The sequence below is a fragment of the Methanococcoides sp. AM1 genome (genome assembly GCF_900774055.1).
In the GTDB taxonomy this organism is placed as follows: Archaea; Halobacteriota; Methanosarcinia; order Methanosarcinales; family Methanosarcinaceae; genus Methanococcoides.
The window spans coordinates 118,707-141,135 of sequence record NZ_CAAGSW010000005.1 but is presented as its reverse complement, the minus strand read 5'-3'; the positions used below and the strand labels follow the sequence as shown (position 1 = coordinate 141,135).

The window sequence follows — 22,429 nt, the reverse complement described above, 5'->3', positions numbered from 1 at the left end:
CTCATTTTTCATTGATTCGTTTTATCTGAAACATTTAACACATAATATAATGATATCGCCAAATTTGGTATGTTGTAAAGCTGCGGACAGTCCATCCTCAAAAGTTCTCGCATAACATGCGCCATCATATTTTATATCAAGCATCCGCCTTCCTACTAGGGTGATCATGTCCAGTGACTTTCCGTTTTTCAGTAGGAAGTCCGATACATCTTCAGGTGGAAGTCCTTCGCATACCTGTTCAGCTTCTTCTCCAAGCACCATGATGACGTTTCTATTGTTGTTATTATCTGAAGAAATGCTGAAAGCATAATCAAGGGCTCTTTTTACAGATCGGATGTCCATACCCGAATTTGAATTATCTATCAATATCCTGCCTTCGAGCTCTCCTTTCACCATTCTTCCTGTAAGGCCCCTGAAACTCCGGAAAGTATCAATGATATCTTTTTCCTCAATTCCTATTGAAATTGATGTGGCAGCAGCGGCGGAAAGTGCGGTTGTATATGCGGAGATGTCGAATCCGTCCTCCATGGTCGCGTCTATTGTCCGATCCTCTGTGGTAATGACAACACGATCGTCCTCGATCTCAAGATTCACATCTGAAGTTGTCTTGCTAGTATCACTAGATCGCTTTCCATCACGAAATGTGATCGTCTTAAGATCTTTCTCCGCTGCCCTTTTGAGTGCTTTTTCAGCACTGAGGTTGATGATGGCTATACTCTCATCCTTCGCATTGTCCAACATTTGTAGTTTAGCATCGCTTGCAAGGGCAGTATTATTTGCGATTCCATAATCCTGTTCAAGAGATGTTATGATGCCTATATCAGCACATCCTGTGCCGCCTATGGACGTCTCAAAAATGAATACTTCCGGTCTGATCTTAGCTTCCTCGATCTTTTCGATGGCAGAAAGAATACTTCCGGGAGCTATGCTTAAGCCTTTATGAATGATGGTCGCAACACCGTCCTTCCAGTGTTCCAGTCCTCTTGATGTGTGGAGCACAACATCCATACTTAGTGAAAGGATGTCTGCAAGGATCGAAGCTGTACTTGTCTTGGCTTTTGTACCGGTAAGTTCGATGACCTTTGAACCCGAAAGCCTGCCACTTTCCAGAATAAGCTTTCCTACCATCGTATGATGGGTAATGACATTGTTCCCTTTTTCCTTTGCACTTTTCAGTACATGGTATTCGGGATTGAGATGCACAGGTGCAACTACTATTTCTGCAGGTTTAAGTTCAAAAGTTTCATTTGAAGAAAGAACAGGGAATATCTGCTGCAGGTCAGAAATTGTTGATTTGTCCAGTGTGTCATAGACATCAATGGCACGAACATTGTATCCAAGTCGCACCATTTCTTTTGCAATTGGTATGCCGGCGTGCGTCAGGTCGAGCACGACAGCATCCCTCTGACCTGCAGTCATATTCTGTATGTTGAAATTATAGCACTTCTGATGCTCTATCGAACACAAGGTCTGCAAGGAGTTCGTGGTGACCCAGTGGTTTACCATAGACGACAGGAACTTCCTTTCCATCTACTGCAAATTTACCTTCGTTTGTTTCAGGGTCAAGCTTAAGGATCTCAGGGATATCTTCTGTGATGTGTACGCCTGATGCAAGGAATATTGGTACTGCTGCGATCTTTGTAACACCTGTACCTTCAAAAGATGCAAGTCCTTCTTCTACGGATGGGCCGCAGTTCTCCATGAAGCCTGTTTTGATGACATATTCAGGGTGCTTCTTTGCAATTGTTTCTGCGATCTCTGTAACAACTTCCTTGTTGTAAGGCAGTCTGCTTCCGTGTCCAATAGCTAAGATTCCGATTTTTTCGCTCATTTTTATTACCTCTGATATTTTAATTTTGATGTTAACGGTGTTCATACGTTTGTACACCATTTGTGTTACTCCATAGATAATTTAATTACATAAAAACAATTCGGATTTTATTCGCTGAATATCTGGGAAACTGATTGATTGATTGATTGATTGATTGATTGATTGTTGGTTGATCGGCCGATCGATTGATCAATCTATCGATTATTGTTCAATTGTTAAACTGAACGAAATATAACTATGCAAATAAGTAAGTAAACAACGAAAAAAGAAACAACCAACAAAAGGATCACTTAAAAAAACATAAAAAATAAAAGATTAAAAAAGATCAGGCGTCGTCGTATTTGCCATCATCTTCTTTATAGCTGTCAGACCCTATCATGGCGGCTTCGATAGAATCAATACCATCGAGCCATTCTGCAACAAGTCCGTATGGTAGCTCTTCCATTGAAGATTCGGGGAGTTTTTTACCGTCAAGTACAAGTGCTCCTACCTGGGCTACACAGTAAATCGCAGAATCAATTTCTTCTGCTTCTTCTGATTCCACTGCTGCGTTGATAAGTTCGCCGATATCTGTTTCCTTGTCGAAGTCTTTGCTAATGTAACATTCAAATCCAGCAAAACTTCCCATGAGCGATGTCTGAAGAGATTCGATCATTAGGTCAATATCTTCGGATATTGGTTCGACCTCTGTCAGTGCTATCTCCTTGATATCATCAAGTATTGCCATGGCATCTTCTGCAGGGAGTGCATTGCTTTCATACTTTGCAATTACTTTGAGACATGCCAGAATTATATCATCTGTCATGTTCACAAAAACAGCACCTTCCTTTTCAGAGCTTTCTTCTTCCTTAAATTCGAATCCGCTTTCCTTTACCTGGCCAAGCCAGTTGTTCCAGCGGTCGGTTGTATAAAATTCATGATCGATCTTTTCATGAGATTCTGGCATCTTGATACCTCGTTTTATTGTCACTTATAGGTTTATGTAGGACATGTTTCCAGTATTCATATAAAAGACATTCGAATCGTTTCAAAGTAGTAGTTCTACTTTTTTAAGTGAACCCGGTTGTTCTGATTCGATATCCACACTCTCCATCACTTTGTTGATGGTGCATTTGTCCCCATTACGAAGGCCTTTTGGATAACAGAGGTCATATGTCTCAGAATCCAGTTCACCATCGCAATTAGGGGCTTGGTATCGGATAGTTGCGCCCTTAACCGCCTTTTTGGAATCAATTGCTGCAATTATGGGTGCTTTAATGACATCCACTACCAATGCGCCGGTATCATGGACAAAGCACTCATGGGTGGTCTGGTTCCTTACATTGACTATCCTGTACTTTCTTCCTTTTTCAAGACCCATGCAGGTGTTCTTCAACTTGCAATGTTCGCATTCGGGTGTCTCACCTTCGAAAAAGAACTCTTCGCCTTCCTTTGCAAGCCTGGTTCCAATGAGTGTTATAGCGGTATCCATGTCCTCCATTTAATCACCTTGTGTATTATGAAACTGTAATAATGTATGTAAGTATGATGTTTATTGTAAGTATTATGTCCCATGTTCCGATAATATTGCTTATCCTGTCTTCTCTGCTTATCGTAGCGCTTTAGGATATTACCTTTGTTTTCCTCGCAACGATCTCGGCAGCATCAGGTGTCAGGCCTGTGGCAAGTATCGTATATCTTTCGGGACGGATGGTATGTGAGAGTACAAGTGCTTCTAATATATACTTATCTTCAATTCCCATCTCCTCTGCGCTTACCGGGGCGTTTATGATCTTAAGTGCATCCCGTATCCTTTTCCAGTCACCACCATGCAGGTACATCATCATTATGGTTCCAACACCACACTGTTCGCCGTGAAGTGCCGGTATGGGTGCTACCTTGTTAAGTGCATGGCTGAACATGTGCTCGGATCCAGATGCAGGTCTTGAAGAACCTGCAATGCTCATTGCAACACCACTCGAAACAAGTGCTTTGACCACCATGCGAACAGAACTTTCAAGTTCCGGTTTTATGGTATCTGCAGAATCGATCAGTATCTGTGCTGTCATGCTTGAGAGTGCTGCAGCATATTCGCTGAATGGCACATTTTGCAGGCGATTTGCAAGTTGCCAGTCCAGAACTGCTGTACAGTTGGAAATAATATCTCCGCACCCGGATGCCAGCAGCCGGTAGGGTGCATTTGCAATGATCTCTGTATCAGCTATGACCGCCATGGGTGCATTTGCCTGGATGGATGCTGTTTTTGTCCCATCTTTTATGGATGCTCTGGATGAGACTATACCATCGTGTGATGCAGCTGTTGGCACACTTATGAATGGTACTTCGATCTCAGTTGCTGCCAGTTTTGCAACATCAATGGATTTGCCGCTGCCAACTCCAAGAAGGTATTTCACGTCGGAATCGATCGCCTGTTTTCTTACTCTGTCAACTTCTTTCATGGAAGCAGATTCAGAAACGATCATTTCCACATTCTGTCCGCTGTCTACCAATGAATCATGGACAATGTCGCCTGCTATCTTTCTGGTGCTCTTGCCTGTTACTATCAATGCATTGTCAGTAAGTTTGAGGTCTGCGCAGACATTCTTAACATCATCGATGACACCATGTCCGATCACGACATCCCTTGGGAGCTGCATCCATTTCTTCTGTGCGTTCATATCCTGCGTCACGTCCATATGTATATGGTTTTCTGATATTCCTGAAACCATATATTAATAAGTATTAGTGTTATTAGGTTGTTCCTATAACTCTGTCAAGTGATAACCAATGTGTCCGTTCGTAGATAAAATTATGCAATTTGTTAACGAGTACTATCTTGATCCCATTTTTCAGGATAGTGGATATAATCCGGTAAATACTCTTACATGGGCACTGATCCTTGGTATCTGTGTATTTGCAGTGGCAAAACTGCTCGACAAATGGAATGTTAAGGTGGATGAAAGATTCGTCTTCTCCATTGTTCCCTTTGTGCTAGCAGGGTCTTCACTAAGGGTCATGGAGGATGCCGGTATCTTTGACCCTCCTTTTAGTTACCTGTTCATAACCCCGAACATCTATTTCGTGGTGTTCGTTGGTACTGTTATATGCCTTCTTTTTTCAAGATGGCTTTATTCATCAGGCAGGGTCACTGACTGGAACAGGTCCTTTGCATTACTGGGACTTGGCTGGTTCGTACTGAACATAATAGCTCTTCTTGTTGTAGAAGATATGGAGCGTCCGTTCAGTCTTATTGCAATTGTTTCCTCAGGAACACTGTTTGCCGGAGCGATCTATTTCCTATTGGAAAAGGTCGGCTGGCCTTACATAAATGACCATCTCAATCTGATGATCATCTGGGCACATCTGCTTGATGCATCCTCAACCTTTATTGGAGTTGACACCCTTGGTTATTATGAGAAACATGTCGTACCTGCCTATCTTATTGATCTGACAGGGACCGCTCTGGTGATGTATCCTCTGAAACTGGCTATATTCCTGCCAGTGATCTATATTCTGGACACACAGTTCACTGCAGACGAAGAGTCAAGGAATCTGAGGACATTTGTAAAAATGGTGATAATAATACTGGGCCTTTCTCCTGCATGCAGGAACACTATTCGTATGGCTCTTGGGATATGATGGCAATGGACGACACTACAATTGATGAGGTCGTGATGGACGATGCTGCAGTGAAAGATGCTGAAAATTTGGCTTTTGAGGATGGGCAGATATGTGCAAGAGGTTTGTGCAATGTAGGTAACTACCTTTCCGGATTGATACCTGAGATCTCTGCAGTTGTCGTGCTTTTCGTATTATCTGGTATTGCCGGCTATTTCTACACTGCATTGAACCCTGCATCTTCTGATATTGCGCTGGAAGGTCTGGAGGGGCTTGTTGAACTTATCATGAGCATGACGCCTTTAGAGATCATGCTGTTCATTTTCTTTAACAATGCGATCAAGAGCCTGATGGCCTTTGTACTGGGGTTGGGTTTTGGTCTGATTCCCTTGTTGTTCGTTATCTCCAATGGCTATATCCTTGGGGTCGTGACCTATCTTGAATCTCAGGAGAACGGGTTTACCTACATATTACTGGGGATCATGCCTCATGGTATCATCGAGCTTCCGATGATACTGATCTCCGCAGCTATGGGTTTGAGGATGGGGATCAATGTCCTGAAAGCTCTGGCAGGTAGGTATGTCGATATTAAAGATGAATTTAAGCAGGGGATAAATGTGTTCTTCCGTTTTATCATGCCTATGCTTTTGCTGGCAGCCGGAATTGAGACTTTTATTACGCCTGTTGTGATCGGTCTATATACCGGCACTATCTGATCACAATTTGATCACAATTTGGATGACCCGTCTTTGTGATCTTCTCTTTTTGTTATTTTTGTATTGGAATGCAGTGCTTTATCTGATATGCAAGAATAAGTCTTTTATAACCACTTAACTATTGTATCACAAAAACCCGGAGAACAAAGGATGATCGACAGGAAAGAGATTATTGAGATTGCTGAAAGCTATTACACTGATAATATCAAGATCGGAGCAGTTGCTTCCCATTCAGGGCTGGATGTTTATGACGGCGCTATCGAGGAAGGGTTTGAGACCTTCGCGATATGCCAGTCCGGCCGTGAGAAGACATATACTGATTACTTCAAGTCCAAGAGGGACGCTGACAATAATGTTGTACGCGGCATTGTTGATGATTATGCTGTATATGACAGGTTCGATGAGATACTGCGTCCTGAGAACCAGCAGAAACTCGTGGATGACAACATTCTTTTCGTTCCTAACAGGTCATTCACATCATACTGTGACATCGATGCGGTGGAGGACGATTTCCGTGTACCGATGGTCGGTAGCAGGAATATGCTCCGCAGTGAGGAAAGAGGTCTTGACCAGGATTACTACTGGCTTCTGGAAAAGGCAGGTCTCCCCTTCCCTGAGCGCATCAACGATCCTGAAGACATCGACGAGCTTGTGATGGTAAAGCTCCCTCACGCAGTTAAAAAGCTTGAGCGCGGTTTCTTCACAGCAGGAACCTATAGCGAATATGTGGAGAAATCCGAGTCCCTGATCAAGCAGGGCGTAATCACAAGAGAAGCTCTCAAAGATGCGAGGATCGAGCGCTACATCATTGGTCCTGTGTTCAATTTCGACCTGTTCTACTCCCCTATAGAAGAAGAGATGAACAAGACAGAACTGCTCGGTATTGACTGGAGGTTCGAGACAAGCCTTGACGGTCATGTCAGGCTCCCTGCACCACAGCAGATGACCCTCGCAGAGCACCAGCTTACTCCTGAGTATACAGTCTGCGGACACAATTCTGCAACACTTCGTGAATCTCTCCTCGAGGAAGTCTTCAAGCTCTCAGAGGCATACATAAAAGCATCCAAGGAATACTATGACCCTGGAGTTATCGGTCCGTTCTGTCTCCAGACCTGCATTGACAAGGACCTGAACTTCTACATATATGATGTTGCCCCAAGAGTGGGTGGCGGCACCAATGTTCACATGTCCGTAGGTCATCCATACGGCAACACCCTCTGGCGCAAGCCAATGAGCACCGGAAGGCGTGTGGCTTTCGAGATCCGCCGCGCCATCGAATCCGGTCAGCTCGATAAGATCATTACATAAGTTCATTACATCAGATCAAAAGCTCCTTTCTAAGGAGCTTTTCTATTTTTTTGGTTGCTGTGTTTTATTTATTGACAGTTCTATTATTACTTGTCCTACTCCTAAATTCGTTCGATTGACACTGTTTTTGAATATATGTACGTTTGTCAGTATGCAATAGTTATTATATTTATTCTTCATATCTATTAATTGGATTTTATTTGTCTGATTTTGTTTGGCGAAATAGTTTTATACTTATATTATCATTATTATTATTATGATGAGAGCTATGATGTGTATGTTCTCATGATTATCTTATCAGGAGACAGTTCTCATGAAAATAGTACATGCACAAACTGTGCTTACTGAGGATCAGCTTGAAGAACTTAAGAAAAAGACCAAAGAACCCTCTACAAAGGATGCCCTGAGTACAGCGGTTCAGCACTATCTTGAGTGCGAGTACACTGAAATGAGTGATGAGATGTGGACTCACAAGCTAGAGAAAGTAGTACAGAAGAAGCAACAGAAAAGTATTAATTAAACTAAGCCTATATAAAAGTGGAGGAATATAATTTGTTTAAAATGAACAGAAATGAAGATGCAGTGTCTCCGGTCATCGGTGTAATCCTGATGGTCGCAATCACTGTGATCCTTGCTGCTGTTATCGCAGCATTCGTGTTTGGAATGGGACCATCCGAGATGGCACCACAGTCAAGTGTAAGGGCAAGTGCAGAAGTTGATAACAGTACTAGTGTCGTACTTATTGAGCACCAGGGTGGAGATGAAATTAATCTTGCTTCATCAAACACAAGAGTTAGCATTGCTGGTGATGTTGTAGGTCTTGATCTTGTAAGCGATGATTCTTTGACTTTTGAAGCTGGAGAAACTCTATATCTGTATAATAATGGTACTGCTGATGTTTTAGGAAACAGCACTACTTTTGCCGCAATTGGAACGCCAGCTGATGTTGCAGCCTCTGGTGATACAATTAACGTAAAGTTCATCGATGTTGCCAGCCAGCAGATGATTGCTGACCTTGATGTCAGGTTCTAAATTCAATGAAACCATGGTGCTAAAATTAGCACCATTCTTTTTTTTTAAATTTTATTAATTTCCAAAAATAAACTAATCATTAAAATCGATTGTTTTAATTAATTTCACCCTTCTTCATTCTTACTCAACAATTGTTTTGATTTCTAAATGAATCTTCATATAATTGAGTAAAAGAAACAACCTACAAATACTTATATTCCTATTTATACATATATTCTATATAATATCGGAGAATCTCCAAATGTTCAACATTAATGTAAATGAAGACGCAGTGTCACCAGTAGTCGCTGAAATCATGATGGTTGCAGTAGGAATCATCGTTGCTACTATCATCATAGCATTCTCTCTCGGATTGGGTACCGGCGATGTGGCACCTCAGGCAGGTGTCAGGGCAAGTTCGTACAGTATGGGTGACCATTCTGTCATCATGCTCGAACATCAGGGCGGTGATGAACTTTACCTCGCTTCCTCAAACACAAAGATGGTTGTTGACGGTGAAGTGGTTGATGTGACCCTGTTGACAACTGACGATGATCTGGAATTCAAAGCCGGTGAATCCCTGTACATTTTCAATGAGGTCGATGAGATTGGTGGGTTTGCAATTGGTACCGCTACGCACCTTACTAATGAAAATGCTGAAGGGGATCTGGCTGATATCGTTGCCTTTGGGGAAACTGGAACGGTTAAGTTCGTTGACGTTTCCAGTCAGCAGATGATAACTGACATCGATGTCAGGTTCTAAGTATGGTGCAGTCATGCATCATCCTTTTTCTTTAATTCCAGCTTAATGCCGCAACAACATGCTTTCATCGATTTATTGATGTGCTCTGTTTGAATAAATGAACCACTCCAAACCGTCGGGTCTTTTTTGAGATTCATAATTTGATGTCTAATAACTGAAATAATTTCTATTTTTCCCATTATCTATCTGGATTTTTACACGATTTGTTCTTAGCTTACATCTAATGACAATTAGAAATGAATTATTAATTTCTGAAGATGTGCCAATGTTTAAATGGGAATTATACATTGTACACATATTGGAGGACATAAAATGTTTAAAATAATAAATAACGAAAATGCAGCATCTTTAGCTATTGCTGAGATCACGATGCTTGCGATTGGTATAATTGTTGCTGCTGTTCTTGCAGCGTACGCACTTGGAATGTGAGCACTCGATGTAGTGCCACAGTCGAATATTCTAAAATTTAGAAAATAATGGTGCATAACTGCACCGAATACTCTCTTTTTAATTCAATTTACTTAAAAAAAGAATCAGTTGAAGCAATTCCCTCACTTCAACGTACATTCTGTTATCTCGTTCTCAACACTTGTCCCCATAGCCGCAGCGATTTCACTAGCATCTCTGTCTTGTCCAAGTGCCCACATAAGCTTCACCAAAGCGACCTCTGGAAGCATATCTTCTCCTTCTATTGCACCGGCTTTCAGGATATCTCTTCCAGTGTCGTAGACGCGGTCGCATACACGCCCGTTGAGGCACTGTGATGTCATGACCACTGGGAGTCCTGCTTCTGTAGCGCGCCTGATATTCGGGATCCAGTCGGTGGATACATGGCCCAGTCCGGTTCCTTCTATGACGAGTCCCTTGTAGCCGGAGTCGATGTAGTACGAGAGGATGTCCGGGTCTGCACCGGGTACGAATTTTACCAGGGCGCATTTTGGTTCAAGGGTGGCTTTAACTTCCAGTTCATGGGTGCCGCGTTTTGTGTATGGCATGACCGTCTCGATTCTTTTTGTGGAATAGTCCACATAGCCGATAGGGTCGGAATTGATGGAACGGAATGCATCTCTTCTGGATGTGTGCATCTTCCTGACCTTTGTACCGTAATGGATGGCACACCTGTCGTCACAGGCGGTGTCGTGCATGACCACGCATACTTCGGCAATGTCACTGACAGCGACCTTTGTGGCACAAATGGCATTCATAGCGTTATCGCTGCTTGGTCTGTCAGCACTGCGCTGGGAGCCCACGAAGACGATGGGTACCGGGGTCTTGAGCATAAACGACAGGGCTGCTGCGGAGTACATCATGGTGTCAGTTCCGTGGGCAACGATGATGCCGTCAGCACCGTTCTCGATCTCTTCGGCGACAGCGCGGGCGAGTTCTGTCCAGTATTCGGTCTTCATGTTCTCGGACAGGATGTTGTAAACAACCCTTCCGCTGATGTTTGCGATCTCTGTGATCTCCGGGATGGCATCAACGATATCGTCAGCAGAGAATTGTGCGGTAACAGCGCCTGTGCGGTAGTCCACTTTACTGGCTATCGTTCCGCCGGTGGAAAGGATGGTGACCTTTGGGAGTTTCTTTGATGGTTTGACTTTTCCTTCTTTCTCTTTCTTCGATGCTTTTTTCGGATCAGCTTTCTCAAGCAGTGTTATCGTTGCGCCTTCGGGGTTGATACCTGCATTGTATCCACTGACCATCTTGATCACAACATGATCGGTCGTTGTTGGCATCACGATGCCTTCGTAAACATTTCTGTCCTTCTCTATCCTTATCCTGTCGCCAAGTTCAAAATCCATCATAATCCCTCATCAATATGATCGTTCGTAATTTTCACACTTCTCAGGTATTCCTGCAGTCATCTACGACGCCGAACAGTGTTTCCATAGCGCTGTCAACATTAGTTTTCAGTTCATTGAGGCTGTCCTCATCCTCTGTTGATCTTGCCTTGCAATTGCTGATCAACTGCTGCATGGCATCAGGGGATGGTCCGCCGGTCACAGTTCGCTTCCTGACGTTCAGTATCGGGTCAAGCGCCTCGGTGACCATCTGCTCGGTAAGTCCTCTTCCGCTTAAGCTCTCTCCAATGACATTGTGGGCGACTGCATCTATCTCACCAAGTGTCGGTTCTCCATTTCCACGTGCAAGCACGCCAACGATCTGATGTGCTGTCCTGAATGGAATGTCACAGACACGCACCATGGTATCTGCAAGTTCGGTTGCAGTTGTAAAACCTGCTGTTGCCAGGCCTGCCATGTTTTCCTTGTTGATATTCATAGTTGCTATCATTCCGCTCATGACCCTGACCGATGTCCTCGTTGTCTTCAAGGAGCGCCAGATGTTCGGCGTTGCTTCCTGCAGGTCGCGGTTATAGCTTAATGGCAATCCCTTGCAGATTGATATCAGCGACATCAATGAACCTATGGCAACACCGCTCTTTCCTCTCAACAGTTCAGCAGTATCAGGATTTTTCTTCTGAGGCATTATGGATGAAGTGGATGCATACCTGTCATCCAGTTCAATGAACGCGAATTCGGATGTGGACCAGATCACAAGCTCTTCGGCCATTTTGCTAAGGTTTATCATGAGATTTGCGAAAACCGATGCTGTCTCTATCAGGAAATCCCGGGAGCTTACGGCATCCATGGAGTTCTCAACGATACCGTCGAAACCTAGAAGTGTTCTTGTCCTCTCCCTGTCAAGGTCAAAGCCTGTGGATGCAAAAGCAGCAGCACCAAGCGGGCTTCTGTTCACGCGTGAGTAGCAGTCCCTTGTGCGCTCAAAGTCACGACCGATGGCATTTGCATGTGCTGTAAGGTGGTGCGCCAGTGTGGTTGGCTGTGCGTGTTGCAGGTGTGTGAATCCCGGCATGAGCGTTTCGACGTTTTCCGAAGCTACATCTATCAGCGTGTTGCGCAGTCCGATCAGGTCTTCCATGATCAATAAGAGTTCATCCCTGAGCGTAAGCCTGATGCAGGTAGCAACCTCGTCGTTGCGTGACCTTCCGGAGTGCATACGTCCCCCGGTATCTTCTCCTACCATGTCAATGAGCCTTGATTCAAGTGAAATGTGAATATCCTCATAAGTGTGGTCGAGCTTCTCGATGCCTTCCTCTCTGATCTTAAGGAGACCTTCCAGTATCTTCCGGCAGTCCTCTGCCTTTATCACATTTCTCTCTTTGAGCATGACCGTGTGTGCAAGATCTACAAGGATATCAGAATTGAATATCCACCTGTCAGCGCTCATTGATGAGGTGTACTCTATGATCTCTTCATCAGGGACGGACGCCAGTCGTCCTCTTCTTAAAATATCGCTCATTAAATACCTCGGGATTATCTAATACCTACATATTTATCAGGTTATGTAGCGTGGTATGCCACAAAGACTTAAAAACGAATCGGTTTCCTTTAACATCCCGGTGTCTATTGATGAAACCAGGGATAAATGGGTATTAAATGAAAAAAGGGGAAGCTTTAGCAGAAGCCAGGAAATCCTACTTATTTAGGCAACTGGATATGGATCTCCGTTCCTTTGTTCTCACCTTCGCTTTTTGCCCACACCTTGCCTTTGTGGGCTGTAACGATCTCCTTACAAATATATAGCCCAAGACCTGTACCACCATATTTGCGTGTTCTGGTGGCATCTATCTGGTAGAAACGCTGGAAGAGCATGGGGATGAGGTCGGGGGGTATTCCGATGCCTGTATCTTTCAGGATAATGTGCAGGTATTCCTCTTCCTCTATAACAGTGCAGGTAAGTGTTCCGCCTTCGGGTGTGAATTTGATGGAATTGTCCACGATATTGGTGATCATGTCTGTGAGCTTGTCCTTATCACCGTTTATTAACGGTAGATTGTCCGGGATCCTCCTCTTCACATTGAGTTTATTCTGATCGATCTGTATCTTAAGGTCAAGGAGTGTCATGTCGATGATCTCTGCAATCGAGGTTGGCTCAAACACGTATTTCACATTGCCGGACTGTACCCTGCTTATGAATAACAGCGATTCCACAAGTCTCTTAAGTCTTTCAGCATTTCGAAGTACGGTGGTTTCCACTTCTTTCTGCTTATCGGTCAGAGGTCCGAGAGATTCTTCGGAGATAAGTTCGGTATAACCTTTGATCGATGTAAGAGGCGTTTTCAGCTCATGGCTTACATTGGACAGGAACTGGTCCTTCATCCTGTCGAGGGTCTTGAGTTCCTCATTGGCAGCTGCAAGTTCCTCTGCATACTTCTTCAGTGCTTCTTCTGCTTCTATGCGGGCTGTGATATCCTCAACGATCCCTACACCACCCAGCAGTTTTCCATCATCTGAGATGTTCGGACTGTAATCGGCTTTTATAGGCGTGACCTTTCCGCTTAAGGGGTTCCTGTACTTTCCCTCGTAATGCCCGGACTTTCTCGAGAAAATCGCCTTGACAGCTTCTTTCATCTCCCTATCATCGATGTCTCTTATCATGTTCATACCGATGACCCTGTCCTTTGGAATACCCATGATTTTTACAATATTATCATTACAATGGCTTATGTTTGCATTATCGTCGAAATTGAGTATTCCAAGTGGCGAGTTCTCGAAAATGAACCTGTACTTTTTCTCACTTTCAAGAAGGGCTTCTTCGGCCAGTTTACGTTCGGTAATGTCTATGAAGATGCCCTGGTAATAGGATGGCCTCTTCTCCTCATCAAATCCAAGTAGCGATCTTTCAACTACCCATCTTATCTCACTGGACTTGGTCAGCATGCGATATTCCATTGAAAAGAACTGCTTTCCTTCACCTTCAAGTTTTGAGACATCCATGCGTACAAGATCAAGATCATCCGGATGGATTAAATCTCCGAATATAAGTCGCCCTGATGTAAAATCTTCGGGTGTGTATCCAAATTGGGATATGTTATCTGAAATGAATTCAATCGGCCAGTCCTTTTCTGCTGTACAGAGGAATGCAACCACGGGACTGTTCTTGTAGATATCTTCAAGTTTTTTCTTTGAGCTTAACATATCCTTGAAGGTCTTTTCACGGATCTTCTGCTCTGAAAAGCTCTCCACAGTACATATTATTCCGGAGTACTTGTCATCCCTGTTTATCATCGGGAAAATATGCCCGCTCTGGATGCTAAGCTTCCCTTCGGGTGTCAGAAATTGTAATGAGTGGTAACGGGAAGGTTTCAGCGTATCTTTTACACGAACTGCCAATTCCCTGAAATGTCCTTCATCCCCCACACTGAGCTGTGCCAGCTCCATGAAGTATTTAAGATCCTTTCCAATGATCTTATTTCGTGAAAGGCCGGTTATTTCTTCCATTCCTTCATTGAAATAGATGAATTTGTTGTTGATATCAACAGCCCAGATTCCTTTATACAGGCTATTAAGCAGTTTGTCTGGCAAACCTTTCATAAAATCTCCCCGCACATATTCAGTTACTTATTGAAGCTACTGCTAGTGGGTATGGGACATCAATCTTCGTAGGCAATGATCATATTATGTGGATATCCGCTTGAATAGCTACAACTTATCCCATAATTAAATTGATCTTGTTCGAATTAATAAGTTTTGCCAGTTTAATCTTCGAGCTCATCGGTATATCTTTTCAACTTCACAAAGAATACAGAACCTTTTCCTGAAGGATTATCTCTCACGCCAACATCTCCTCCATGGAGCTCAATGGTTCTCTTGACGATGGCAAGCCCAAGTCCTGATCCCTTTACTCCTGTTTTGTTCACTCTCTTGAAGCGATCAAAGACAGTTGTTTTATGTTCATCCTTGATACCCTCGCCAAAGTCAGTGACCGTGATTTCTGTGAATTCCCCGCTTTCTTTGATCTCGATGACAACTTCGCTTTTTTCAGGACTGTATTTGATCGCATTTGAGATCAGGTTAGTGAACACAGTTTCAATGATCGGGTTGGCCAGCACATAATGTGGTTCCTTTTCATTGAATTCGATGACCATCTCTTTGTTACTGGCTTGTGTGGTCAGTATCTCCATTGAATGTTCGATGATATTTGTTATATCCTGTAACTTGAGTTCAAGTTCATCGGAGCTTTCCACTTTAGCAAACTCTGCAGCGGAGTGGATCATTTCAATGAGATTATTATTGTTATTCCATATCCTTTCGAGGAACCGTTTTGTCTGCTCATTCTCCTCGGTCATAAGAAGCAGTTCTGTAAATCCTTTTATGACACTTGCAGGGTTTAACAGATCGTGACGCATAATGTCTGTGAACATGTCTTTAAGCTCATTGGACTGTTCTAGCTTCCGTGCATACTCTTTAAGTTCCTGTTCCGCTATCTGGCGATCGATACTTGCCTGTTGTAGTGACAGGCGTGTCTGTTCGATACCTTCTGTAAGTAATTTCAGGTCGCCATGACCGTGGAAATGTACTCTCCGGGAGAAATCCTCCTTTTCCATTGCTGAAAGAACTTCATTAGACTCATTTATGATGACATCTAAAAGTTTAGCGAAATAATTGATCGATTGGGCGAGTTGATTGAATTCTCCTTCAGTTTCACCTTCGAACCGGGCATCTAAATGCCCTTTTGAAAGTTCAACTGCAACTCTTGTAGTTTCATGTATCGGCACCACTACTCCATCGAGGATATGGTTGAGACCTTCCGGTATCTTCTTGAAATCCTCGTCGATATGCGTGTTAGCCCTGATGTTCAATTCTCCATCAGCTACGGAATCCGCCATTTCCTTAAAATCATTTACAATATCGTCTATAGATCCGGTTACAGTTCGTGAAGCAAGGTATGCTGCAATACTTGTAAAGAAAATCGAAAGGATTCCGATCGCTATCAGCTTATCCCTGATTGCAAAAGTACCTTCAAGCATTTCCTCTTTTGGTATTACGAGGAAAAAACCATAGTTCTTAGACTCTATTGGCTCGTAGAAAACTACGATCTCTTTGCCGGTGACCGGATCGATCGTATTGACGTAACCACTTTTCTTATGTTTGATATCCTCTGCAGCCTTGGAGAGTTCATCATTTCCATAATCATAGATCGTCTTGTATCCGATCCAGTCCTTATTATGTGGCTGGGAGAGTATAAGCCCGGAACTGCCGGTCATGATGGCATACCCTGTGTCGAATGCTGTGACCTGACTTACGATCTCATCCATATAGTCCAATGAGACGTCAACTCCTCCGACACCTATGAATTCTCCGTCTTTTATTATGGGCGATGCATAGCTGACCATAAATATTCCGTCGTAGAAGTATGGATCGGTGATCACAGCCTCTTTGAAGACCTTTGGATAGAGGTAGTAATCATAACTTTCGCAATCCTGCAAATAGTCCTGTCCAATGCTTTCATTGATCTTGTGCCAGTATGGTGCAAACCTGCCGGTGCTGTCATAACCTTCAAAGTTTGCAAAATCAGTATCCTTGCTATCAAAAGCATTTGGCTCATAGCACACATAGGTTCCCAAAAGATGTGGGTTATCTTCCAGGATCGCGTATAGTATCCTGTTAATCTCATCCCTGTCCGATGACTCGTATTCACTCAGCGTGGAGCTGATCGAACGAGCGATCGCAAGGTCGGAACGCATGTCTCCATCGAACTTGTTCGCATAGCTCTTTGTGATCTCAATGGCTTGCTGATGAGCAAGCTCTTCCTGCACTGAGATCTGAGTTGTTATCGTGATAGTAGTTGTCAGTACCATTACAAGAAGAACTCCTGCAACAGCAGCAAGAACAAGTTTAGATCTTAATGGGATCTGCATCCAATTCATATGACTCCAATCTTAAAAGCGGATAATGCGATATTAACGTTACTGAAAAAATATTTAATTTTCTAATTTTAATATTACTAATAGAATTATTATATTTAAGATCGTCACATCTTTTTGTATTTTAATTTATACATAATTGTCAAATTTCATGCACATTATGCAAAAAAAGAGTATTTCCAGGACTAAAATTTTGTTGGAAACATGCTGAATCATCAAGTAAATGCTTCAATGGCGGTATGAATGTCCGTGTTTATAATACATTTCAAGCTTTTCGATCTCAATTCCGTAAAGCTTGAACACATCTGTTGCAAAGGTATCCGGAACATTCAGAAGCTAATCTTTCTACATGTTCGATATTGATTGTCATTACACCTTTTAATATCTAGGCTATCATATCAGTTGTCTGAAACTGTTTTCCATTTCTGTAATGCTATGTTTAAAAGGTATGCAGTGGCCATTACTATAATGATGGTCGCACCGGATGCGATATCAAAATAGTATGATAATATCAATCCGGTTATGGTGAATGTAGCACCGAACAGTATGGAGAGATACATCATGGTCTTCATGTTGCTGGTATACTGACGGCTCAATGCTGCAGGGATCGTAAGAAGGGCTATCACAAGTATCAGTCCGACCACGCGTATCATCACTACGACTGTCAGTGCAATAAGGCATAGTAGCAAAAGGTATAATTTTTCCGTAGGAACTCCTGATACTTTGGAGAACTCCTCATCATAGCACAGTGCCATGAACTCTTTATAAAGTACATATACAGTACCTATTATCACTGCATCGAGTGCCAGCATCAGGTAGATATCCGAACCTGGCACGGTCAATATATTACCGAACAGGTATGTCATAAGGTCAGGTGCATAACCGGGTGTCCATCCGATGAATATGATCCCTATCGCCATTCCAAGAGACCAGAGAATTCCAATGATAGTGTCTTCCGGAACATCCGATCTTTTACTGATGGTTCCCATTGTCAGGGCTGAGAAAAGGCTGAAGGGGAGAACACCGAATATTGGGTTGATCCCGAGGAAGTAGCTGATACCAATACCTCCGAAGGAAGCGTGTGCGATACCGCCACTGATGAATACGATCTTCTTTACCACAACATAAACGCCAATTATCCCGCATGCGATACTTGCCAGCAAGCCTGCAATAAGGGCATTTGTCATAAACTCGTATTGTAAAAGCTCTATCATTGAAGTTCCTCTCAATGTTTATGTAATACCCTGTGTGGGACTCCGTGCGCAATAAGCTCTACAGGACATCCGTAGGATTGTTCAATATCTTCGGGTATAAGCTCCTTTGAGCCATGGTAATGTAGTTTCCCATTAAGGCATGCGATCTTGTTAACAAGGACCGATACTGCGCTTATGTCGTGGGATACCATGATAATTGTCACCTCTGACTTAAGCTTCTCCAGAAGTTCGTAGAACTCTTTTTGCATCCTGGTATCAATACCTGTTGCAGGTTCATCTAAAAGAAGGACCTTTGGATCACTTACAAGAGAACGTGCAATGAATACTCTCTGGCGCTGGCCGCCCGAAAGCTCTCCTATCTGCCTGTCGCGAAACTCGAGCATATCAACAATTTCGAGTGCTTCATGTGTTGCTTTCAGGTCCTCGTCATTGTAATGCCGGAACAATCCTTTCGTTCCCAGGCGTCCCATAAGAACGACTTCCCACACACTTATAGGGAAATCAATGTTAGAGGGGCCGTACTGTGGCACATATCCGATGGTACGGTGTGCCTTCTTCGGATTTTTGCCGAGAACTTTCACTTCTCCCTTTTGTGGTTTTATCAATCCCAGGATGACTTTTAATAATGTACTTTTCCCACCACCGTTGGGTCCTATTATTCCCAGGAAGTCTCCTTCTTCAACGGTCAGGTTCACATCTTCCAGTACGGTGAGCTTGTCATATTTTACCCATACATCCTTGAGGCTGATAACTTCTGTCATTTGATCCCTCAGTCTTTTGTAATGCCCTGTGAAAATGCTTCGGTGATAATGTCAAGATTATTTATGTAATCTTTTGCCAGCGGGTCCACTGTTACAACTTCGCCACCGATTTCAGATGCTATCGCTCCAGCGCTCTGTGTGCTGAATTGTGCCTGCACGAATATCACTTTGATATTTTTCTCTTCGGCTTCATCAATAAGCCTTTGCATGTCCTTTGGGCTTGGCTCCTTTCCTTCTTCCTCGATAGTTATCATATCGAGTCCATATTCAGTTGCAAAGTAGTCCCAGGAAGGGTGGTATGTCATGAAACTGCCGCCGTCTCCTCCAAGAGTGGCTCTGATTCTGGCATCAGCTTCGTCCAGTTCTTTCAGGTAAGCATCTTTGTTCTGCAAGTAGAAGTCGCGGTTATCAGGATCTATCTTTATAAGGCCAAGGTATGTGTTCTCTACCATTATCTTAGCATTCATTGGGGATGTCCAGATATGAGGGTCAACTCCTCCATGGTCGTGACCAGTTTCTTCCTCGTTTACCTCAGTATCTTGTTCCTCTTCATGCTCTTCTTCATGCATTTCAATTATCGGGATCCCTTCTGAGCAGTCTACGATCAGCATGTCCTCGTTCACTGTCTCGATCTTCTCAAGCCAGACGTTCTCAAAAGGCAATCCTGATCCCACTGTAAAATATGCTCTTGCATCAGCTACATCCCTCAGTTGACCTGCGGTTGGTTCATGGGTGGCAGGACTTGCTCCGGGTGGAATCAGGACAACGACATTTATCCTGTCTCCGGCAATTTTTTCTACAAATTCCTGTTGTGGTAATATGCTTACTGCAACAACGAGAACATCTTCCTGACTGGCATTCTCTTCTGTCTGGTCGATGCAACCGGACATGAATACAGCTACAAATAAAGTACAGATACTTAATATGAGTTTGATATTTCTGTTCATGCTATCCATCCTGCGGCGGGGATCATTTCAGCTTTTTCTTTTCGTGCACATCTTTGGTATCATACCAAAAAAGCCAATATATATCTTTTCATTTTATCAGTAAATGCATATTACTTATATATGTTTCGTATTTTAAATAAAGATGTCCTATTTTTCATCTACTAATTTTGCCATACTCCAAATTTGGCAGGTACAACTGCTTTTGCTATTGTGAGCCGTTTTATTAGAATTATACGTTATTTTTTAGATACACTTTCATATGTTTCACATTTATTTTCCAGACTTCAAGAGCCAAACAACGATTGCGATCAGATTAGTTATTTATAAACATATTAATTATGTTATACTGAAAGAGGTTCAAAAATGAAAAAGGCAGTTCAATTATTTGTTTGTTTATTGTTTGTATCCGGAATGTTGGTGTTATCCGGTTGTGTTGATGATGCTCCGAATACTCCGGATACCCCGAATATTGACCAAAGCAATTTGCAGGATGATGTCCTGTTCCAGGCATCGACCATCGATGCACTGCTTGAAGGTCTCTATGAAGGGCAAATGACTATCGGTGAACTGAAAGAGCAAGGGGATCTTGGTCTTGGGACATTCGATGCTTTAGATGGCGAAATGATCGTTATTGATGGTGAGGTCTACCAGATGAAGACCGATGGGTATGCCTATTCTGTGAATGATTTCGACACTACGCCCTTTGCCGCTGTAACTTATTTTGAGACGGATGAGTCCATTATACTGGATGAATCATTGAACTCCTCTGAAGTTGGTTCATTGATAGGGGAAATGCTTCCATCAAAAAACCTGATGTACGCCATCCGAATTGACGGCACGTTTGAGCATATGAAAGTGCGTAGTGTTCCTGCCCAGGAAGAGCCATATCCTTTGCTGATCGATGTGATCGCTGACGAACAAGTTGTGTTCGAGCTTGAGGATGTTGAGGGTAGTATTGTAGGTTTCTGGCTGCCTTACTATGTTGAAGGCATAAATGTACCTGGTTATCATTTCCATTTCATTGATGCTGGCAGAGAAAAAGGTGGCCATGTGCTTGATTATGTCATTCTGAATGGTACTATCTATATAGATCAGACCGCAGGGTTCGAACTGTCCCTTCCCGAGTCAGCTGAATTCATGAATGAGGACCTTTCGCGTGACAAAGGTGATGAATTGCATACAGTGGAAAAGGATGAGAAATGAAGGTGACCTGTTTTCCGGTCACCCATGATTTTTAAATAGGTTTGTAGCAATAGAAGCGCTACATTACCTAAGTGAATATTTTAATTTAAAACCAAGGTGAACATATGTACGCAGACAGAATCAATGCATTACCCCCTTATTTATTTGCAACTATCGATGAAGCAAAGGCAGCCCAGAGGGCAAAAGGTGTCGATGTTATCGACCTCGGTGTGGGTGACCCGGACCAGCCAACCCCTTCTCACATCGTTGATGCAATGTGTGAAGCGGTCAGGGACCCTGGTACCCACAGGTATCCATCTTACACCGGTATGATGGAGTTCAGGGAATCAGTAGCAGACTGGTGCAAGGAATCCCGCGGTCTTGAGCTTGATGCTGCAACAGAGACCCTTACACTTATCGGATCAAAGGAAGGTGTTGCACACATTCCTCTTGCATTCATCAATCCAGGTGATGTGGCATTGATCCCGGATCCTGCATATCCTGTTTACAAGATCGGAACACAGTTTGCCGGTGGGGAACCACACATCATGCCTCTTCTTGAGGAGAATGGCTTCCTTCCTGACCTTGAAGCTATCCCTGCAGATAAGCTTGCAAAGGCTAAGCTAATGTTCCTGAACTATCCAAACAACCCAACATCTGCAACTGCTGATGTCAAGTTCTTTGAAGAGGTCGTTGAATTTGCTAAAGAGAACGACGTTGTTGTGGTTCATGACAATGCTTACTCTGAGATGGTCTATGATGATTACAAGGCACCAAGTTTCCTTAGCGTAGATGGTGCAATGGATGTTGGAATGGAACTTTACTCCATGTCCAAGACCTACAACATGACCGGCTGGAGACTTGCATTCGCTGTTGGCAATAAGGATCTCATCACAGGATTTGGAAAGGCTAAGTCCAACATCGATTCCGGTGCATTCGATGCTATCCAGAGGGCAGGTATCACAGCTCTGTCAAGCTCACAGCAGTGTGTTGCAGATATGAACACTATGTATGAGGAGAGGCGAGACGTACTTCTTAAAGGCTTAAGGGGCATTGGTCTTGATGCAAAAGCACCAAAGGCAACATTCTACATGTGGGTACCAGTACCTGATGGATATGACTCTATCGGATTCTCCAAGCTTTTGCTTGAGGAAGCAGGAATTGTAGCAACACCTGGTGTCGGCTTTGGTGAATACGGAGAAGGTTATGTGAGATTTGCTCTTACACAGTCCGTTGACCGCCTCGAAGAAGCTGTTGGAAGAATGGAAAAACTGACCATTTAAGGTCAGATCGAATTTATATAAAAATGAGTAATGCCGCCGAGGTCGGTGGCATAATTTCTTCTTTTTTAGTTGTTTATGAATTAGGAC

General features: G+C 43.2%; 21 protein-coding genes. 8 read left to right on the top strand and 13 right to left on the bottom strand.

Features of this window, described 5'->3' with window-relative positions; genetic code table 11:
• Positions 1-21 precede the first annotated feature (21 nt).
• The 5 genes from cfbE to E7X57_RS09915 form a co-directional block, all read right to left on the bottom strand.
• Positions 22-1,419 carry a coenzyme F430 synthase gene (cfbE, locus tag E7X57_RS09935; protein WP_167880975.1) on the bottom strand — a complete coding sequence of 466 codons (1,398 nt, stop codon included), beginning with the start codon at positions 1,417-1,419 and terminating at the stop codon, positions 22-24.
• Positions 1,420-1,435: 16 nt separating this feature from the next.
• Entirely contained in the window at positions 1,436-1,831 is a 396-nt protein-coding gene (cfbA, locus tag E7X57_RS09930) for a sirohydrochlorin nickelochelatase (protein WP_135612813.1), read from the bottom strand.
• 325 nt (positions 1,832-2,156) lie between these two features.
• On the bottom strand, positions 2,157-2,777 hold the full coding sequence (locus E7X57_RS09925; RefSeq protein WP_135612812.1) for a DUF2150 family protein: 621 nt from the start codon (positions 2,775-2,777) through the stop codon (positions 2,157-2,159).
• An 81-nt stretch (positions 2,778-2,858) separates the two neighbouring features.
• Complete coding sequence (locus tag E7X57_RS09920) at positions 2,859-3,311, bottom strand: UPF0179 family protein (protein WP_135612811.1); 453 nt, start codon at positions 3,309-3,311, stop codon at positions 2,859-2,861.
• A gap of 121 nt (positions 3,312-3,432) precedes the next feature.
• On the bottom strand, positions 3,433-4,506 hold the full coding sequence (locus tag E7X57_RS09915; RefSeq protein WP_135613026.1) for an NAD(P)-dependent glycerol-1-phosphate dehydrogenase: 1,074 nt from the start codon (positions 4,504-4,506) through the stop codon (positions 3,433-3,435).
• A 91-nt stretch (positions 4,507-4,597) separates the two neighbouring features.
• Between E7X57_RS09915 and E7X57_RS09910 the strand changes: the two genes are divergently transcribed.
• The 6 genes from E7X57_RS09910 (at position 4,598) to E7X57_RS09885 (ending at position 9,226) form a co-directional block, all read left to right on the top strand.
• Complete coding sequence (locus tag E7X57_RS09910; protein WP_135612810.1) at positions 4,598-5,449, top strand: DUF63 family protein; 852 nt, start codon at positions 4,598-4,600, stop codon at positions 5,447-5,449.
• Positions 5,413-6,144: a stage II sporulation protein M gene (locus E7X57_RS09905; RefSeq protein ID WP_244603671.1), complete on the top strand. Its 732-nt coding sequence runs from the start codon at positions 5,413-5,415 to the stop codon at positions 6,142-6,144. The genes E7X57_RS09910 and E7X57_RS09905 overlap by 37 nt, the downstream gene beginning before the upstream one ends.
• A gap of 150 nt (positions 6,145-6,294) precedes the next feature.
• A complete protein-coding gene (locus E7X57_RS09900) occupies positions 6,295-7,452 on the top strand; it encodes a formate--phosphoribosylaminoimidazolecarboxamide ligase family protein (RefSeq protein ID WP_135612809.1) in 1,158 nt (385 codons plus the stop codon).
• A 313-nt stretch (positions 7,453-7,765) separates the two neighbouring features.
• Positions 7,766-7,972: a DUF5371 family protein gene (locus E7X57_RS09895; protein WP_135612808.1), complete on the top strand. Its 207-nt coding sequence runs from the start codon at positions 7,766-7,768 to the stop codon at positions 7,970-7,972.
• Positions 7,973-8,013: 41 nt separating this feature from the next.
• A complete protein-coding gene (locus E7X57_RS09890; protein WP_135612807.1) occupies positions 8,014-8,484 on the top strand; it encodes a type IV pilin in 471 nt (156 codons plus the stop codon).
• A 241-nt stretch (positions 8,485-8,725) separates the two neighbouring features.
• Entirely contained in the window at positions 8,726-9,226 is a 501-nt protein-coding gene (locus E7X57_RS09885) for a type IV pilin (protein ID WP_135612806.1), read from the top strand.
• 11 nt (positions 9,227-9,237) lie between these two features.
• Here E7X57_RS09885 and E7X57_RS12555 read toward each other — a convergent pair whose 3' ends face one another.
• From E7X57_RS12555 to E7X57_RS09850, 8 genes are all read right to left on the bottom strand, one after another.
• Positions 9,238-9,405: a hypothetical protein gene (locus tag E7X57_RS12555; RefSeq protein ID WP_167880974.1), complete on the bottom strand. Its 168-nt coding sequence runs from the start codon at positions 9,403-9,405 to the stop codon at positions 9,238-9,240.
• A 372-nt stretch (positions 9,406-9,777) separates the two neighbouring features.
• Positions 9,778-11,028 carry a Glu-tRNA(Gln) amidotransferase subunit GatD gene (gene gatD, locus E7X57_RS09880; protein WP_135612805.1) on the bottom strand — a complete coding sequence of 417 codons (1,251 nt, stop codon included), beginning with the start codon at positions 11,026-11,028 and terminating at the stop codon, positions 9,778-9,780.
• Between the two features lie 43 nt (positions 11,029-11,071).
• Positions 11,072-12,547, bottom strand: coding sequence for an argininosuccinate lyase (gene argH / locus E7X57_RS09875; RefSeq protein WP_135612804.1), 1,476 nt, complete (start codon positions 12,545-12,547; stop codon positions 11,072-11,074).
• A gap of 179 nt (positions 12,548-12,726) precedes the next feature.
• Complete coding sequence (locus E7X57_RS09870) at positions 12,727-14,622, bottom strand: PAS domain S-box protein (protein WP_135612803.1); 1,896 nt, start codon at positions 14,620-14,622, stop codon at positions 12,727-12,729.
• Positions 14,623-14,786: 164 nt separating this feature from the next.
• A complete protein-coding gene (locus E7X57_RS09865) occupies positions 14,787-16,949 on the bottom strand; it encodes an ATP-binding protein (protein ID WP_167880972.1) in 2,163 nt (720 codons plus the stop codon).
• A 404-nt stretch (positions 16,950-17,353) separates the two neighbouring features.
• Complete coding sequence (locus tag E7X57_RS09860; protein ID WP_135612801.1) at positions 17,354-18,169, bottom strand: metal ABC transporter permease; 816 nt, start codon at positions 18,167-18,169, stop codon at positions 17,354-17,356.
• Between the two features lie 11 nt (positions 18,170-18,180).
• Positions 18,181-18,930, bottom strand: coding sequence for a metal ABC transporter ATP-binding protein (locus E7X57_RS09855; RefSeq protein ID WP_135612800.1), 750 nt, complete (start codon positions 18,928-18,930; stop codon positions 18,181-18,183).
• An 8-nt stretch (positions 18,931-18,938) separates the two neighbouring features.
• The gene (locus E7X57_RS09850) at positions 18,939-19,877 is read right to left on the bottom strand and encodes a metal ABC transporter solute-binding protein, Zn/Mn family (protein ID WP_135612799.1); all 939 of its coding nucleotides are present in this window, start codon (positions 19,875-19,877) and stop codon (positions 18,939-18,941) included.
• A gap of 411 nt (positions 19,878-20,288) precedes the next feature.
• Here E7X57_RS09850 and budA point away from each other — a divergent pair, with 411 nt between their 5' ends.
• Positions 20,289-21,080, top strand: a complete 792-nt coding sequence (budA, locus tag E7X57_RS09845) for an acetolactate decarboxylase (RefSeq protein ID WP_135612798.1) — start codon at positions 20,289-20,291, stop codon at positions 21,078-21,080.
• A gap of 104 nt (positions 21,081-21,184) precedes the next feature.
• Positions 21,185-22,342, top strand: a complete 1,158-nt coding sequence (locus tag E7X57_RS09840; RefSeq protein WP_135612797.1) for an LL-diaminopimelate aminotransferase — start codon at positions 21,185-21,187, stop codon at positions 22,340-22,342.
• Positions 22,343-22,429: the final 87 nt, after the last annotated feature.

What these genes read in the sequence shown, in the direction of transcription:
- cfbE (WP_167880975.1), bottom strand. Translation starts at nt 1,419, where the DNA reads ATGACTGCAGGTCAGAGGGATGCTGTCGTGCTCGACCTGACGCACGCC.
- cfbA (WP_135612813.1), bottom strand. Translation starts at nt 1,831, where the DNA reads ATGAGCGAAAAAATCGGAATCTTAGCTATTGGACACGGAAGCAGACTG.
- E7X57_RS09925 (WP_135612812.1), bottom strand. Translation starts at nt 2,777, where the DNA reads ATGCCAGAATCTCATGAAAAGATCGATCATGAATTTTATACAACCGAC.
- E7X57_RS09920 (WP_135612811.1), bottom strand. Translation starts at nt 3,311, where the DNA reads ATGGAGGACATGGATACCGCTATAACACTCATTGGAACCAGGCTTGCA.
- E7X57_RS09915 (WP_135613026.1), bottom strand. Translation starts at nt 4,506, where the DNA reads ATGGACGTGACGCAGGATATGAACGCACAGAAGAAATGGATGCAGCTC.
- E7X57_RS09910 (WP_135612810.1), top strand. Translation starts at nt 4,598, where the DNA reads ATGTGTCCGTTCGTAGATAAAATTATGCAATTTGTTAACGAGTACTAT.
- E7X57_RS09905 (WP_244603671.1), top strand. Translation starts at nt 5,413, where the DNA reads ATGCAGGAACACTATTCGTATGGCTCTTGGGATATGATGGCAATGGAC.
- E7X57_RS09900 (WP_135612809.1), top strand. Translation starts at nt 6,295, where the DNA reads ATGATCGACAGGAAAGAGATTATTGAGATTGCTGAAAGCTATTACACT.
- E7X57_RS09895 (WP_135612808.1), top strand. Translation starts at nt 7,766, where the DNA reads ATGAAAATAGTACATGCACAAACTGTGCTTACTGAGGATCAGCTTGAA.
- E7X57_RS09890 (WP_135612807.1), top strand. Translation starts at nt 8,014, where the DNA reads ATGAACAGAAATGAAGATGCAGTGTCTCCGGTCATCGGTGTAATCCTG.
- E7X57_RS09885 (WP_135612806.1), top strand. Translation starts at nt 8,726, where the DNA reads ATGTTCAACATTAATGTAAATGAAGACGCAGTGTCACCAGTAGTCGCT.
- E7X57_RS12555 (WP_167880974.1), bottom strand. Translation starts at nt 9,405, where the DNA reads ATGGGAAAAATAGAAATTATTTCAGTTATTAGACATCAAATTATGAAT.
- gatD (WP_135612805.1), bottom strand. Translation starts at nt 11,028, where the DNA reads ATGGATTTTGAACTTGGCGACAGGATAAGGATAGAGAAGGACAGAAAT.
- argH (WP_135612804.1), bottom strand. Translation starts at nt 12,547, where the DNA reads ATGAGCGATATTTTAAGAAGAGGACGACTGGCGTCCGTCCCTGATGAA.
- E7X57_RS09870 (WP_135612803.1), bottom strand. Translation starts at nt 14,622, where the DNA reads ATGAAAGGTTTGCCAGACAAACTGCTTAATAGCCTGTATAAAGGAATC.
- E7X57_RS09865 (WP_167880972.1), bottom strand. Translation starts at nt 16,949, where the DNA reads ATGCAGATCCCATTAAGATCTAAACTTGTTCTTGCTGCTGTTGCAGGA.
- E7X57_RS09860 (WP_135612801.1), bottom strand. Translation starts at nt 18,169, where the DNA reads ATGATAGAGCTTTTACAATACGAGTTTATGACAAATGCCCTTATTGCA.
- E7X57_RS09855 (WP_135612800.1), bottom strand. Translation starts at nt 18,930, where the DNA reads ATGACAGAAGTTATCAGCCTCAAGGATGTATGGGTAAAATATGACAAG.
- E7X57_RS09850 (WP_135612799.1), bottom strand. Translation starts at nt 19,877, where the DNA reads ATGAACAGAAATATCAAACTCATATTAAGTATCTGTACTTTATTTGTA.
- budA (WP_135612798.1), top strand. Translation starts at nt 20,289, where the DNA reads ATGTTGGTGTTATCCGGTTGTGTTGATGATGCTCCGAATACTCCGGAT.
- E7X57_RS09840 (WP_135612797.1), top strand. Translation starts at nt 21,185, where the DNA reads ATGTACGCAGACAGAATCAATGCATTACCCCCTTATTTATTTGCAACT.